Source organism: Deferribacterota bacterium (assembly GCA_034189185.1).
Lineage (GTDB): Bacteria > Chrysiogenota > Deferribacteres > Deferribacterales > UBA228 > UBA228.
In genome coordinates this window covers 18,142-33,954 of the sequence record JAXHVM010000003.1, presented here as the reverse complement: position 1 = coordinate 33,954, position 15,813 = coordinate 18,142, and the positions used below count along the sequence as shown (strand labels likewise).

15 protein-coding genes are annotated in these 15,813 nt (G+C 28.7%); 7 read left to right on the top strand and 8 right to left on the bottom strand.

What is annotated here, in order from left to right:
- From SVN78_00560 to SVN78_00535, 6 genes are all read left to right on the top strand, one after another.
- Nucleotides 1-1,464: long-chain fatty acid--CoA ligase (locus SVN78_00560; GenBank protein ID MDY6820096.1), on the top strand; the 1,464-nt coding region annotated here is incomplete at its 5' end.
- Entirely contained in the window at nucleotides 1,461-3,827 is a 2,367-nt protein-coding gene (locus SVN78_00555) for a GNAT family N-acetyltransferase (GenBank protein MDY6820095.1), read from the top strand. The genes SVN78_00560 and SVN78_00555, both read left to right, overlap by 4 nt.
- Before the next feature lie 3 nt (nucleotides 3,828-3,830).
- On the top strand, nucleotides 3,831-4,811 hold the full coding sequence (locus SVN78_00550) for a histone deacetylase (GenBank protein MDY6820094.1): 981 nt from the start codon (nucleotides 3,831-3,833) through the stop codon (nucleotides 4,809-4,811).
- Nucleotides 4,798-5,415, top strand: a complete 618-nt coding sequence (locus SVN78_00545) for a CBS domain-containing protein (GenBank protein ID MDY6820093.1) — start codon at nucleotides 4,798-4,800, stop codon at nucleotides 5,413-5,415. The genes SVN78_00550 and SVN78_00545 overlap by 14 nt, the downstream gene beginning before the upstream one ends.
- 13 nt (nucleotides 5,416-5,428) lie before the next feature.
- A complete protein-coding gene (locus SVN78_00540; GenBank protein ID MDY6820092.1) occupies nucleotides 5,429-6,193 on the top strand; it encodes a glucose 1-dehydrogenase in 765 nt (254 codons plus the stop codon).
- Entirely contained in the window at nucleotides 6,194-7,180 is a 987-nt protein-coding gene (locus SVN78_00535; protein ID MDY6820091.1) for an MBL fold metallo-hydrolase, read from the top strand.
- Between the two features lie 3 nt (nucleotides 7,181-7,183).
- On the opposite strand, the gene SVN78_00530 is transcribed toward SVN78_00535, so the two are convergent.
- From SVN78_00530 to fliD, 3 genes are read right to left on the bottom strand one after another with little or no spacing between them, the layout of a single operon-like run.
- Nucleotides 7,184-7,534 (bottom strand): hypothetical protein, encoded by a 351-nt coding sequence (locus SVN78_00530; protein MDY6820090.1) that lies wholly within the window; start codon nucleotides 7,532-7,534, stop codon nucleotides 7,184-7,186.
- Nucleotides 7,535-7,954: a flagellar export chaperone FliS gene (gene fliS, locus SVN78_00525; protein ID MDY6820089.1), complete on the bottom strand. Its 420-nt coding sequence runs from the start codon at nucleotides 7,952-7,954 to the stop codon at nucleotides 7,535-7,537.
- Nucleotides 7,955-7,979: 25 nt separating this feature from the next.
- Nucleotides 7,980-9,506, bottom strand: a complete 1,527-nt coding sequence (gene fliD / locus SVN78_00520; GenBank protein ID MDY6820088.1) for a flagellar filament capping protein FliD — start codon at nucleotides 9,504-9,506, stop codon at nucleotides 7,980-7,982.
- A gap of 121 nt (nucleotides 9,507-9,627) precedes the next feature.
- Between fliD and SVN78_00515 the strand changes: the two genes are divergently transcribed.
- The gene (locus SVN78_00515; protein ID MDY6820087.1) at nucleotides 9,628-10,260 is read left to right on the top strand and encodes an HAD-IA family hydrolase; all 633 of its coding nucleotides are present in this window, start codon (nucleotides 9,628-9,630) and stop codon (nucleotides 10,258-10,260) included.
- 29 nt (nucleotides 10,261-10,289) lie between these two features.
- On the opposite strand, the gene SVN78_00510 is transcribed toward SVN78_00515, so the two are convergent.
- Genes SVN78_00510 through SVN78_00490 form a run of 5 tightly spaced genes read right to left on the bottom strand, consistent with a single transcriptional unit; the run spans nucleotide 10,290 to nucleotide 15,812 of the window.
- The gene (locus SVN78_00510) at nucleotides 10,290-11,417 is read right to left on the bottom strand and encodes an SAM-dependent methyltransferase (protein ID MDY6820086.1); all 1,128 of its coding nucleotides are present in this window, start codon (nucleotides 11,415-11,417) and stop codon (nucleotides 10,290-10,292) included.
- Nucleotides 11,418-11,437: 20 nt separating this feature from the next.
- A complete protein-coding gene (locus SVN78_00505) occupies nucleotides 11,438-12,130 on the bottom strand; it encodes a hypothetical protein (protein ID MDY6820085.1) in 693 nt (230 codons plus the stop codon).
- Nucleotides 12,127-12,534, bottom strand: a complete 408-nt coding sequence (locus SVN78_00500) for a biopolymer transporter ExbD (GenBank protein ID MDY6820084.1) — start codon at nucleotides 12,532-12,534, stop codon at nucleotides 12,127-12,129. Before SVN78_00500 ends, SVN78_00505 begins: the two co-directional genes overlap by 4 nt.
- A gap of 1 nt (nucleotide 12,535) precedes the next feature.
- The gene (locus SVN78_00495) at nucleotides 12,536-13,141 is read right to left on the bottom strand and encodes a MotA/TolQ/ExbB proton channel family protein (protein MDY6820083.1); all 606 of its coding nucleotides are present in this window, start codon (nucleotides 13,139-13,141) and stop codon (nucleotides 12,536-12,538) included.
- Complete coding sequence (locus SVN78_00490; GenBank protein ID MDY6820082.1) at nucleotides 13,134-15,812, bottom strand: tetratricopeptide repeat protein; 2,679 nt, start codon at nucleotides 15,810-15,812, stop codon at nucleotides 13,134-13,136. The genes SVN78_00495 and SVN78_00490 overlap by 8 nt, the downstream gene beginning before the upstream one ends.
- Between the last annotated feature and the right edge of the window lies 1 nt (nucleotide 15,813).

The following is a 15,813-nucleotide window of genomic DNA, read 5'->3' as shown; positions in this document are numbered from 1 at the left end:
TATTTAACAAATTATGGTTTAAAAAAAGGTGATAGGGTTGCTACACTTATGTTTAACAATCATATACATTTAGAGGCTTATTTGGGAATCCCTTCTGCAGGATTTGTTATACATACTCTTAACATTAGATTACACGTGGATGAAATAATCTATATAATAAATCACGCAGAGGATAAGATTCTTATAATTGAGGATACACTCCTTCCACTTCTAGAGAAAATAGAGGATAAAATAGATATTGAACAAATAATAGTTGCACCACTGAAAGAAGGGAACACTAACAATAAATATGTTGATTATGAAAAACAGGTGATGTCTACTAATGGTGAAGATTTTAATTACCCTGAAATTGCTGAAAATGATGCAGCTGGTCTTTGTTATACATCAGGAACAACTGGCAGACCAAAGGGTGTTTTATACTCTAACAGAGCTCAGTGTTTGCATGCTCTTGCAATATCTTTACCCGATGTAAGTAATGTTAAATATTCTGATGCAATAACACCTGTTGTTCCAATGTTTCATGTAAATGCTTGGGGCTTTCCCTTTGCTATGACAATGGTTGGTTGCAAACATGTTTATCCAGGGCCTTATCTCGATGCAAAAAGCCTATTAGATTTATACGAAAAAGAGGATGTAAATTTAACTGTAGGGGTGCCAACAGTATGGCTTTCTATTATAAATGAATTAGAAAAAAACAAATATAATCTCAACAAAGATTTTACATTTCTCACTGGTGGAGCTCCAGCACCACAAGGCATGATAAAGAGATTATTAGAGATGGGCTATAATGTAGCTCATGGTTGGGGTATGACCGAAACAACCCCTGTTGGTTTAATTAATAGGTTGAAACCGGAAATGAATAAATTAAGCATTGAAGAGAAAAGTGAATTTCTAACAAAACAAGGTCAACCTCTACCCTTTATAGAAATAAAAGGGGTAAACGAGAGTGGTGAGATTCCCTGGGATGGAAAAACCATGGGAGAATTATATATAAGAGGACCATGGATTGCCAAAGCATATTTTAAAACTGAAGCAAAAGATAAATTCTTAGATAACTACTTTGCAACGGGGGATATTGCAGTTATTGACAATAAAGGTTATGTTAAAATTGTTGATAGGAGTAAAGACCTTATAAAATCAGGGGGTGAATGGATTAGTTCAGTTGATTTAGAGAATGCCCTTATGAGCCATGATAAAATAATAGAAGCAGCTGTAGTAGCCTACCCTCATGAAGTTTGGCAAGAAAGACCATTGGCATTTGTTGTAGTAAAAGAAGGTGAAAAAGTAACAAAAGAAGAACTTAATAATTTTCTCTCAGAAAAATTTGCAAAATGGTGGTTACCCGATGATTATATCTTTATTGATGAAATACCACGTACTTCTGCGGGAAAATTTTTAAAAAGACAACTTAGGGATAATGTAAACAAATATATAAAAAACAAGGATCAAAACAAAAATAAATGACAAAAGTATTTTTAAGAGATGGTTCTGTCGTTCAATTAAGAAAGATAAATAATAATAAAAGAGATAGAGAACAACTAAAAGAGCTTTTTAATAAAGCATCAAAGGAAAGCTTATATCACAGATTTTTTATTCCCGTTAAAGAAATAAGAGACGACCTAATTGATAATATGGTGCAAACTGACGAAAAAAAAGGTCTTTCTCTTATCTGCGAAATTAATAATCAAATTGTTGCTGTTGGCACTTATATAAAAACTGATGGAGAAGGAACAGCAGAAGTAAGTTTTTTTGTAGATGATAAGCTTCAAGGCCTTGGTATTGGTAGCATTTTATTAACCCAATTAGCTTATATTGCATGGATTAATGGATTTACTCGTTTTATAGCTTATGTTATGCCAGAAAACAAAAAAATGATCTACGTTTTTAAAAATAGTGGGTTTGAAGTAAGTCAAAAGTGGGAAAGTGGCGAACTTTATCTAACTCTACCACTTTATGAGACAGAACGGGTTAATTCGATAAAAGAAATGAGAGAAAAATACGCAACAGCGGCATCATTAATACCCTTCTTTAGGCCTTTAAGTATTCTGCTATTAGAAGATACAAATAACAAATATCCAAATATATATAAAAACATCTCAAATAGTGGTTATAATGGAAAAATAGTTAGGGATATAAAAGATCTAAATAATTACTCTAATCTAGACTTAGCAATATTTAATATGTCAACAAAAAAAGCTCTAGATATTATAAAATCATTAAAGGTCAAAATAAAATGTCTCTTAATTATGGGTTTTTATCATAATATAGATTTAAAAACATACAAAAACATTGATAGCCAATTAATAAATATAGTAAAAAATGCTGGTAGTAGAATTATAGGCCCATACAGTTTGGGCATAATAAACAACAAAACTAAATATATGCTAAACGCCTCTTTCATGGAGAATAAACCACATTTGGGAACACTTTCCATTGCAAGTCACTCTGGAGCACTGGGTCTATATCTAGTAGAACACTTAGATTCAATAGGAATAGGTATAAAAAACTTTGTCAGCCTTGGCAATAAAATTGATGTTTCGAGTAATGATCTAATACAATTTTGGGAAGACGATATGGACACTGAGGTAATTATACTTTACCTTGAATCTTTTGGTAACCCAGAAAAATTTACCCATCTATCTAGGCGGATCTCTAGAATAAAACCGATCATAGTTGTTAAAAGCGCAAAAAATCCAATAAGTGCCACAATATCAAAGCAAAAAAAGGTAGAATTGGCTCTAGACGACTACACTGTTAACAATCTTTTTAAACAAGCTGGCATAATAAGGGTTGAAACAATTGAAGAATTGTTTGATACAGTTAAGGTTTTTTATTCAAACAAAATACCAGAGAATGATAATATTGCAATAATATCAAATACGCCAGAGGCATCAATAGTTTTAACAGATGCTTTGAACGAAAAAGGTTTAATTAATATAAAAGACACAACACTGTTAAATTTAAATGAAGAGATTGAAGAATACATAAATAAGATAAATAAGCTATTAAACAAAAAAGATATTGATATAATCATTTTAATATATACACCACTATTTAAAAATAATAGTAAAGAATTAATTAATTCTTTAACAAATAGTTTATCAAATAATAGCAAGGCAAAACTAATTATGGTATGCATGTTAAATTCTAAGGATATACCTGAACTTATTAGTATTAATAATACAACTAAAAAAATACCCCTATTCTCATCACCTGAAAAAATAGCTAAATCCTTGGGTCACGTTATTTACTATAGTAATTATATTAAAAGACCAAAAGGTAATGTTCCTGATATTGAAGGTTTTAACCCAAGAGAGGTTAGAGAATACTTAAATAATATCATTCAGAGTAGATCAAATAATTCTGAAATATTAGCCTTAAATGATAAGGAATTAAAAAAATTTTTATTATTAATGGGTTTAGTTGACTCAAAAACCATAGAAAACAATATATTAGCATATATAAACCTATTTCTGTTAAGGGATCCCTACTATGGGCCATTATTAGGTATAGAAAGAACTTGGATAGATGATAGTTTTGAGGGTTTAGATAAATTTACACATAGGGATAAAAATATTTCCCTTATAAGACTAACACCTCTAACAAATATAGAAGCAGAAGATATAATGAACTCACTATTGCAAGGGCATGAATTTGAAAAAAACCTTAAAGATAAACTGAAAATAATATTATTAAAATTTGCAAGACTTCCAAGGGAAATACCAGAAATTAATAAAGTTATGGTAAGAAATGCACATTTATATGTTAATGATATAAAAATAGAAGATATTAAGGTAAATATAGCAAAACCCAAAATTGAGCTTTAAAAAATGAAAACTAGTACAGGGTTTTTATATCATCCATTTTTTTTGAGACATAATACGGGAAGTGAGCACCCGGAGCACCACAGTAGACTAAAATATCTTTACAGGTATATAGAAAACTCCTATCTTGTTAAAGATGGATATGTAGAGCTAATAAGAGTTAAACCAAAGGAAAATTTTGATACTATTCTACTAACACATTCAAAACACTACCTGGAACTCCTTAATGTTTATTGTAAAAGAAACAACAAATATTTTATACATCAAGACAATGCCATATGTAAAAGAACTTATGATGTAGCATTGTTTCACGCTTACTCATCTATCTATGCAGCAGATCTTGTTATGAACAATATGTTTGAAAAGATATTTATTGCAGGTAGGCCTCCTTCGCATCACGCTGGTAGAGATTACGCTATGGGTTTTTGTTTTATTAATAATGTTGCTGTAACTGCAAACTATTTAATTCATTATTGGAACTTAAAAAATATACTAATAATTGATGTAGATGTTCACCATGGTAATGGTACTCAAGACATCTTTTATAGCGATAATAAAGTATTTTATTTTTCAATCCATGAGCACCCCACTTTTCTTTTCCCTGGAACAGGTAGATACTTTGAAAAGGGTATTAATGAAGGGCTAAACTATACATTAAACTGCCCTGTGATTCCGAACATAAAAGATGACGAATATATATATATATTCAAAAAAAATTGTGAGAAAATATTAGATACCTTTAAGCCAGAAATTATTTTAGTATCTGCTGGTTATGATACTCATATTAATGATGAGATGAGCCATTTGGAATTGTCAACTGAAGGCATTACTGAAATTTATTCTTTAATAGGAAGTTATGCGGCAAAATATTGTAACGGAAAATTATTGCTCTTCCTTGAGGGTGGATATAATATTGACAGTCTATGTGAATGTGTACACAATACCTTAGAGGTTATCTCTAAAGGGGGGAAACATGTTTGTTTTTGATTGGATGACCAAAGAGGTTATAACTGTTACTAAAGACAACTCCATTGAGAAATTAACTAAATTAATGGATAAATATAAAATTAATCACTTACCTGTTGTAGAGGATAAAAAACTTATAGGTATTATCACCCGCAGCGATATAAGACAAGCTCTAATGTCTATGAAATTTGATAAAACAAAGTCTAAAGTTCACAATTTTATGACCAGTGAGGTTCTTACTATTAGTGAGTATGATACCTTAGAAGATGTTCTATTATTAATCTATGATAAAGGAATAGGTGCCCTACCTGTTATTGATAGTGATAACAATCTTATTGGGATTATAACAAGGCATGATATCTTAAAAGCATTTATTAAAATAACAGGTCTTGATAAAAATGGGACTACAATAAGATTAAAGATAAAGGATAGTTCATCTGAATTAGAAAAACTTACACATGATTTAAAAGAATCAAAGAGAAAAATTCTCTCTCTCTTTACTTTAGATACTTGTGATAACTGTAAATTAGTTTCTATTAGATTTGACTGTATTGATAAGATATATTTAGAAAATTTCTTTACTAAAAAAGGTTATTCCTTTTATAATCCATGGGAAAATTATTAGTAGGAGGTGCATTATGGAAACAGTAGATTTTAGTTTAAAAAACAAAATTGCTATAGTTACAGGGGCAAGTAGAGGTATTGGCGAGGCAATATCTAGAACATTCGCTGAATATGGTGCACAGGTTATACTTGCAAGCAGAAAGAAAGAGGGGCTAGAAAAGGTCGCAAATGATATAGTAAAAAAGGGTGGGAAGGCTATACCCTTTGCAACACATGTAGGAAAAAAAGAAGAAATAGATAAACTATTGGAATATGTTAAATCAGAATTTGGTGGATGTAACATATTAGTTAACAATGCTGCCACAAATCCACATTTTGGACCTTTAATAGATGCAGATGAAGGAGTATGGGATAAAACCTTTGAGGTTAATCTAAAAGGCCCTTTTTTTATGATAAAAAGTGTGGCAAATCTAATGAAAGAAAATAATGGGGGCTCAATAATTAACATATCTTCTGTAAATGGTATTAAACCCGGCTATTATCAAGGTATATATTCCATTACAAAAGCCGGTTTAATAATGATGACCAAATCTTTTGCATTGGAATTAGGATCATTTAATATTAGGGTAAATACTATTCTACCTGGGCTTACTGAGACAAGATTTGCAAAAACTCTCTTTGAAAATAAAGAATTTTATGATATTTTTGTCAAAAATGTTCCTTTACAAAGGCACGCTAAACCAATTGAAATTGCAAGTGCAGCATTATACCTAGCATCTGACGCTTCTAGTTTTACAACAGGCTCATGTATAGCATGTGATGGAGGCTACCTAATATAAATGTCAGTAGAGCAAATTTTAGATAATATATACAAAATTGAGGTGCCACTGCCTAGAAACCCCCTAAGGAGTATAAATGATTATCTCATAAAGGATAAAACCAAATCTATATTAATAGATACAGCTATGAATATGGAGGAATGTTCAGAAGTATTAATTGAAGCTCTAAATTCACTAAATATTGATTTTCAAAACTTAGACCTAATTATTACCCATATGCACGCTGACCATGCTGGACTATTGGGCTTAATAAAAGAATTGTCAAAAAACAAGGCTAATATATATATGTCAGAACTAGATGGTAATATTTTAAATGATATAAGTACATGGGATAAGATGCACAAAATTCTTATGAAAAATGGCTTCCCAGAAGAGCTTTTAGAAAAAGCAATACTTAAGCATCCAGGACATATGTTTTCCCATAAAAGTAAGTTTAGTTTTATCCCCCTCAATGAAGGAGACTCAATATCTATTAATAAATATAACCTAACCTTTGTTTCAACACCTGGCCATACGCAGGGTCATATATGTATATATGAAAAAAATAATAATATATTGTTTTCAGGTGACCATATCTTAGATGATATAACTCCAATCATTGCAATTGAAACAAGTGAGGATATAAACCCATTAGATAACTATATGAAAAGTCTTGAGAAAATATCTAATTATAATATAAATCTCGTATTACCAGGTCACAGGAAAATTATCACGGATATTAATAAGAGAATCGATGAGATAATTAAGCACCATTATAAAAGATTAAATGAGATAGTTAATATACTAAAAAACAATAAAGTTGCTATGAGTGCCTATGAAATGGCCTCTCAAATGAGCTGGGATATTAATTATAGTGAATGGGGGGATTTTCCGATAGCACAAAAGTGGTTTGCGACAGGCGAAGCTGCATCACATCTTGAATATTTATATCAAAAAGGTGAGATTAAGAAAAAATATAATAACAATAAAATTTATTATTATATATAATATTTACATTTTTTTATCAAAAAAACTTTTCCTTTTTTTAGTGCCGTAATAGCTTTTAATAATGTTGCTTTTTGTACCCTTCTTCTTAATCTCATCATTTAATAAAGTTTTTTTATGCTCTAATAATTTTTCAATATGCTTATTTAAATCTAAGGCTAAATTTATAATTTCATAACATTTATTATCTAAAGATTTCTTGTTATCATCTATTATCTGGATAAACTGGTTAAAGTAATTTTTGTAATAATTTACTGTTTCAATTAATTTCTGATTATCTTCTATATTATAGAGCTTATCAGAATGTGCCTTTAGCTCTTTATATATATTTAACAAATCATGATAAACTTTATCCATCTAAACTGAGTAGCTAATTTTCTTATTCTCCTTATTCTGTCCATCCACTGTATTTATACTAATAGCTTTCTCCCAAGCACTTTTAAGCTCCCTAAATATATTAATCACCTCTTTCACATCTTCTACATGATCTTTTTTAATGTTAGCTTGCTTTAATTTCCAAAGGGAGTATTCATATAATTGATATAAATTTTTTGATATATCCCCTGCCTCCATATTCAAATGCTTTATTAACACATATATTATTTCTTGGGATTTTATCAATTGCTCATGGGTGGCAGCTACATCTTTTTTTTCAATATAAGATGAAGCTAAATTTAATGTTTTTAAAAGCTTATCATAAATAAGTAAAACTAACCTTTCTTTTGGTGAGCTTAAAATCTCATTTTCAAAATATTTACGTAGATTCCTATTTTCCATAATCTATCCTCTCATAATTATAATATTATGCTGCAGTTGCTGAATTCATGCTACTTATCATATTATTTATATATGCACTCTGAGACTGCATTTCTCCAATTTGTTCTTCCATAACAGAAAATTGTTTCCAAAGGCGGTTTAACTCTTGATCAACTAAGCGTTGTTGTTGTTCCATCTTTTTTGAAATATCCTCGATTTCTCTATCTATTGCACCACCTGTTTTAATTTTATTAGCAATAATACCTGTTGTTGAATTATACTTATCTATCACATCATTAAGAACATCTGCTAATCCTTTATCATCTTGTGAACTACCTGCAAAAAAATTATAAACCTCTCTGCTGTTATTCTCTAAAGCATCTACCAACTTAGTATTTAATTCTAGTTCTTCTTTTATAACTTCTTTATCCGTAGAATCTGTGACTAAATAGGGTTTTTTACTATAATCATTGTTATTTACAAACTCTATCCCTAAATCCTGCAATGTATTAATACTATTGTCTTTTGAATCATAGACAAAAGTTAAAGCATTTCTAATATCATTGTATAACATATCTAGTTCATTACTTTTTCTTACAATTTCATTTTTATTTAGCTCCTCCCATCTCTCCGTATACTCATCAATTTCTCTATCAGTCATACTTTGTCTATCACTTTCACTTAAAGGCTCTAAATTCTCCTTCTCACTATCAGTAAGTCTTCTATATTGTAATCTTTCCACTAATTTATTGTAATCACTGATAAAGGTTGCTAGCTCATCAATGGTTTTATCAACGCTACTTTCTATAGTTATCTCTACTGGTTTACTTGTTACATCTTTAATATTTAACGTTACACCTTTTAACACATCCTTGATTTCGTTTGTATCACTTCTATATTCTTTACCATCAACAACTACTATAGCATCCCTACCCTCACTACCAACTTTAGTTTCTACATTAATATTATCTAACAAACCAATCTCTTTAAAAAAATTACTGCTATCATCACTTGAACCAATAGTAATTTTTTCTTTATTGTCAGATTCAATGATAAATTTTTTCGTATTTGAATCATACCTAGCAGTTAATCCACTATCTAAATTGTTTATTTTATTAATGAGACTATTTAAAGAATCATCATTGCTTACATAAATTTTTTTACCCTCAATCGTAATAATTCCGCTTTCATAACCATCCAAAGCTAAAGATAATTTCTCATCAGGCGAGATATTCAATTCCACCTCAACTTTTGCCCCTTCAGCTAACTGTTTAACCTCTACCTGATGTATACCAGTTTCTGCATCCATAGTAGTTGTAACATCAACGATGGAGCTCATATTGCTTTTTCCTATTTTAGTATTAAACGTTCCCTCTAAATTAAGCCTAATTGCATCAGTCTCTAGCATTCCTAAGCTCTCGTTAATTTCCTGATAGGTTTCTTTTTCTAAGCCTTTTAGATCAAGTTCTTCTTGATATCTCTGAATAGGTTTTTTTGCATTGGCAACTAATTGGTCAACTATTGCATTTGTATCTAAACCGCTCATTATTCCGCCAACTGCCAAATCATTCATATGAGCACCTCATTTTAGATATCGACTATTTAATAAAAAACTTAATAAAAAATATAAGTAATAATTAAATAATTGAAATTATATATTCAATAAAATATTATGTAGATTAAAATACTTCATTATGACAAAAAGAACTTACAAAAAATTATTAATCTATGATTTTGACGGGGTTATTGTTGATAGCAAAGAAGCGGTTTTTAAATTTTATGATATAATCTGCGAAAATTTTAATCTAAAGAAATTTGATAAAAGCAATAAAAAGCTAGTCGAGAAGATATTAATGCTTACAACAAATGATGCACTAAATCTTTTGACTGATGATTCTGAAATTATTTCGAACATAAAGTCATTTATTAGAAAGAAAAATTTTGATGAATTAATAAACTATATGAAACTACAACCCAATTTAATAAAGGTATTGAAAACACTTAAGAATCAAAATATAAAACTCTCTATTTTTACTAATAGAGGTATATCAGTTTATAAAATACTTACTCACTTCAACATCCACATTTTCTTTGACTATATTGTAACATCTAATGATATAAAAGAGCCAAAACCATCACCTGAGGGACTCATAAAAATACTTAAGTACTTTAATATTCAAAATTATAATGCTTTATATATAGGTGATTCGGTAGTTGACGAATTAGCAGCAGAAAAAGCTTCTATTCCATTTATTTCTTATAAAAATAATACAACCCTTAATGATAATATAATTAATAATCACAGCGAGATATTTAGATATCTATAAAATAAAAACAACTAAAAATAAATCTTAATTTATTTTATATAATTACCCAACAAATCATCGAAAAGGTTTGCTGAAGACCTCAAATACTTAAAGTCCTCACCCCATTTTAAATTTTTAGCTTGCATTAATACATGAAAATTTGATCCAAAACCGACATCTGGCATTATTAAAGACTTTATAGAAGCTTTTTCTAAATCAGATTTAGCATTTTCTATTTCTTCTAAAATAGAACTCAATAAAAGATATTTCCACTGCTCCATAAATGCCAAGCAATCTAAATTAAATAATTTACCGTATTCAATCAAAGCTGAGAAATCAACAAAGGCCGTTATATCTTGATAACCTATGCGTTCAAAAAAATTATTATTTTGGGTGTGCTTAAAATAACACGTTACTGTACCATCCATTCTAAAAGAGCTATATAGTTGCTTTGCTAAAAAACCATAATCAATAGTTAGAATAAAACCCTTGCTAATTAGTGAAGAAAGTCTCTTTAAAAATGCTAGGGCATCTAAATTTATATCAGCAATCTGTTTATTTTTTAGATTTATACTTAAATACTCTAAATATTCTTTTAATGCGCTAGTTGATAAATTATCGGGAAAAAATTGTAGTTTATCATTATGATCTACAACATATAATTCTTTATATTCTCCATCAATATTAATTACTCTATGAACAGGAAATGCATCAATCAATTCATTGGAGAAAATTACACCCTCAAACTCGTGCAAATCATCTAAATTGCACCATAATACCCTACCTTTGTGATTACTTAAAACGTCCCTTTGAACGCCTATAAGATACTCACTTCTCTCAACAATTATATAAGTTAATGAATTATATAGCTTATTATCTACATCTTTAATAAAATCCAATATATCCTTTGCTAAAAAACCCCTACCTGCACCTATCTCTATTAATTGTGGTTTTAGCTTAAAATAGTCTATTACATATATTAAACTTTTGGCAATAGATCTTCCAAATGCAAAGGAAGCATCCACTGATGTATAATAGCTACCTGTTATACCAAAAGGATTTTCCTTTTGATAATAACCTAATTTTGGATGGTAAAGGGCTGTTTCCATAAAATCTCTAAAAGTTATTTTACCAGTTTTTTTAATCTTATTTTTTATTATTTCCTTTAGCTCATCCATAAAACACCTTAACAATACTATTAATTAACTGTAAAATGTAAAACTATCCTAACCTTATCAACACTATCATAATCAACTGCTGCAAAACGTATATTTTTTACAAAATCTAATGCTATTTTTTCAATCTCATAAGCTGATCTATTAACAAAAGAAATGTTATAGGGGACACCTTCTTTATTTATATTAAATTCTAAAATTAAATCTGTATTCCTTGGCAATGAAAAATCACTTTTCTTCTCTGGTATATAAACAATCTTCCTCTCCCTGTTAGTCATCTCTTTTATTTCAAAAAAACTGTTTTTAACAACCTCTTTTGTTTTATTGTCTTTTATTTCTTTGATATTATTATTTTCTATACTCTCTATTTCTTTTTCAATAGCAGTAAAAAGGCTTCCCTCATCAACTTTTACCTCTTTAGAGTGTAGCACACCTATTTTAGAGGGTGTAATTTCTATTCTATTACTTAACAACGTCTCTGGTAATTCAATCTTTGGTCTAGCTATATTCAACTCCTCTTTAAGTTCTTTCTCAAAGGGTATTTTTTCGCGAGTTTTTCTTGTAATCTTTTTCTTAGGCTTTTCTTTAATCACCACATCTATTTCTTTTTCTTTTTTTATATTTATAATTAGATCATAATTAAAAAATGATAGAATAATTATATGGATAATAGCTGATATTACAAACAAAAAGCAATATCTTAAGATTACATTCATTCTTCCAATACAGATATGGTAAACTTCTCAAATCCACTCTTCCTTGATTGATCCATTACATACACCACAGTACCATGGGTGGCATCTTTATCTGCTTCTATAACTAAATTTGCTGTTTTATTCTTCTTCCATAGATTTTCTAAGATTAAAGGCAAGCTCTCTCTCTCAATAGGTTTTCCATCTACATATATCCTATCTTTATTATCAACTGTTATAATTATATTATCCTTGGTTGCAGCTTTATCGCTTGTTGCTTTTGGTAAATTAACCTTAATAGATGAAGTGTACTTCATAGTTGTTGCTGACAACATCAAAAATATTAAGAGCAAAAAAACTATATCAATTAAAGGTGTTAGATTTAATTCAAATCCATTACCCTTATCATCTTTACCTTTAAAATTCATTTTATTCACCTTTAAATATTGCATTTATTATATAAGAAGTTTGTTTTTCCATTAAATGAATAACCTGTTCAGATCTAAATTTAATAATATAATAAAAAATGATTGATATAATGGCAACTGGCAGGCCCGCTGCAGTTGTTAATAACGCTTCTGATATACCACCTGCTAATGGTTGTACATTGCTCATTCCATGCTGAGATATTGCTATAAAAGTCTTAACCATACCAACGACAGTTCCAAAAAAACCTAGAAGAGGGGCTAAATTAGCTATAATCTGTAAGGTAGGCAAATATTTTTCTATTCTCCTACCTTCAGTTCTCCCTGTCTCCTCAGCTACCTCTAATAATCTACTAATAGGAAGATCTACATTATTTAAAATTTCTTTGGCTATTACTGATATTGCAGATTTATTGTTATCACATAAAATTTTTGCCTCATCAAAGGATTTCTCATTCAATAATTTCAAAAGTTTATCTGTAAAGTCTTTGGGAACATATCTTTTTGGCCTTAGAAAAATAATTCTCTCTAAAAACATAGCAAGTGCTAATACAGATAAAAAAACGATAGGATACATTATTACTCCGCCAGCTTTAAATAGTTCAATCATTTTTACCACCTTTCATAAGTTTTTTTACTTTTTTGGCATTATCTAAATCATTTAAATTTTTATATATATTATACGCCCTCTCTAAAGCTTTTTTTGAAAATTCGCTACTCTCTTTTAAATAATAACCATTTAGATAATTAGATGCTGCTGTCTTTAAATCATTTTTACCCTCTAATAATTTTCCAAATATATAATACCCTGCAGCGGCAATATCAGGGTCTTTATATTTTTTAAGTTTTGTAATAAAATCAACATGTTTTGGAAGTTCTTCCATGTTAACTAAATCAAGATACCTAATCATTCCCTTGGTATACAATCTATCATTTTTTTCTTTAAAATAATTACAAGCTTCATACACTATATCTTTGTCATTAGAATACTCTATTAATTTTTTATAACTAATTTCAGTATAAGGATTATTATTTAATTCAATTAATTTTTTGTAATTATCAACTGCGCTTTCAAACTTTTCTGTAGCCTCATAACAAGTAGCTTGTATAAATAAAGCATCTATATTTTTAGGAGCAATATCCAATACATAATTTGTATCAACAATACACTCGTCATTTTTCCCAATTTTATTAAACAATTTTGCCCTTCCCAAATAAACATCATTTAAATACTCAGAATTCTTAAAATTATCTAAGAAATAATTGATCAATCCAATTGTAAAGTTAACATTATCATCTAATGATCTATTTATTAATCGAAGCACTAATAGATCCTTATTATCAAAATTATATCTTTTAATAAGTGATAAACTCTTTTCAATATATTCTTTATCTTTATATAATCTATCATAAATATTTATTATGCTAAAAATCACATCATAGCGGTATTTTTCATAAGTTAACAATTCATTAAATATGGAAAGAGCTCTATTATATTCTTTCAAAGAATATAATGATTTAGCTCTTATTAACTTAATATAGGGATCATCATCTTTATTGGATATATCTATTACCATTTTATAATCCCCAGATAAAAACAGGTATTTTACCGCTTCTTTTCTAAAATCAGAAAGCTCCCTATATTTTCTAAATATCTCTAAAGCACTATCTTTCTTATCCAGTTTAAAAAATGTCAACATTAAGAGCTTATCACTTTCAGCAGTTGGTTTTTCTATATTTTTTAACATTTGTAATGATTTATCATATTTTTTTGTATTGTAGTAATATACAGCCCTATAATATGCTCTCTTATCAGGCTCTAAACCATCTATAATTTTTAACATCTTAGTATAGTCCTTTTTTGATATATAAGTTCTTGCTTTTAAATCTAAACAAAAATCTTCCTTGCAGTCACTAATAACAATTAAGGTTTTATTGATATCATTTTTTATAAAATAGATATTGCCCAACAAATATTTTGCAACAGCTAGTTTTTCACCATGAGCCGACTCCATATTTAAATATCTTGTTAGATAGTATATAGCCCTATCCATATCTTGATTAGCATAAGCATAACCTAAATAAAAATAACTGTTTGATACAAGTGCAGGGTTAAAGGCAATTCTCTGCAAAAATGTTGACGCACTCAAATAGTCATTTTTTTCTAGTAGATATAACCCTGAATAAAAATAAATATAATCTTTATAAGATCTATCTTTAAAATTAACTGAATCCATAAAAGCTAGATCAATCTCTGGATAATATTTATCTAGATATAAAAAAACTAAGTTTAGCTTATTTCTATCTTCTTGCAGCCTGTTTATACTTCTTTCTAACTTTGTAACATTATTACCCGCTATTGCGATCCTACCATTAAAATAGTTAATCATTTCACTATCACTTAAATTAACAATAAGATTCTTTGCTAATTCCATCTTACCAATATTAATAGCTGCATCAATTATAAAAAAAATACTCTCATTATCAGCAATATCTATATAATCTAAAAGAGTCTTATATTCTTTTTTATAATAATAGGCTATTATTTTAAACTTATTAAAGATATTATTTTTAGAGATATTCTGAGTATTTTTGTCCACTAACTCAATGATTTCATCAAACCTATTTCTATCCAACAAAACCTTCAAAACTATATATTCACTAAAAGGGGAAAATCTAACTATATCTTCTTTTACTGAAAGTATACGATCATAATCGTGTATATCATATAGATATGAGAATAACACATCTTGTGAATACAAAGAAAATTCATCGTTATTTTTTGATAAATCTTCTAAATAATTTAATGCTTGATTTGTATTGCCTGTCATTTTAAGTGAAAATGCATATAAAAATTTAACTTCATTATAATATTCGGTATCTTGTAATTTATCACCATAATTTTCAAATCCACTTATAACAGCAAAGTAATCTCTCTCTAAAAACTTTTTTACTATATAATTTCTAAAGGCTTTATCCCCGACAAATAATGAAGAAAAATTTGTGAGAAACTTACCTGAAAACATCAATCCTGGCTTTTCAGAAGTATATTTACTTTCTTTTAATGATTCAGCTTCGATATTGATTTTTTTAAGATATGTATCAAAATCTGTTTTTTTATCATATTTTAAGTTTATCGATGCAAAAGATGGCCCAACATAATAATTTGTTATCTCTTTTCCGTAGAAAGATATATCTGGTATTTTAATATCAGCAAATAAAGGCCTTAAATAAAGTAAAATACAAAAATATAATATAAAAAGTAGTAACCTAGTTGGCATC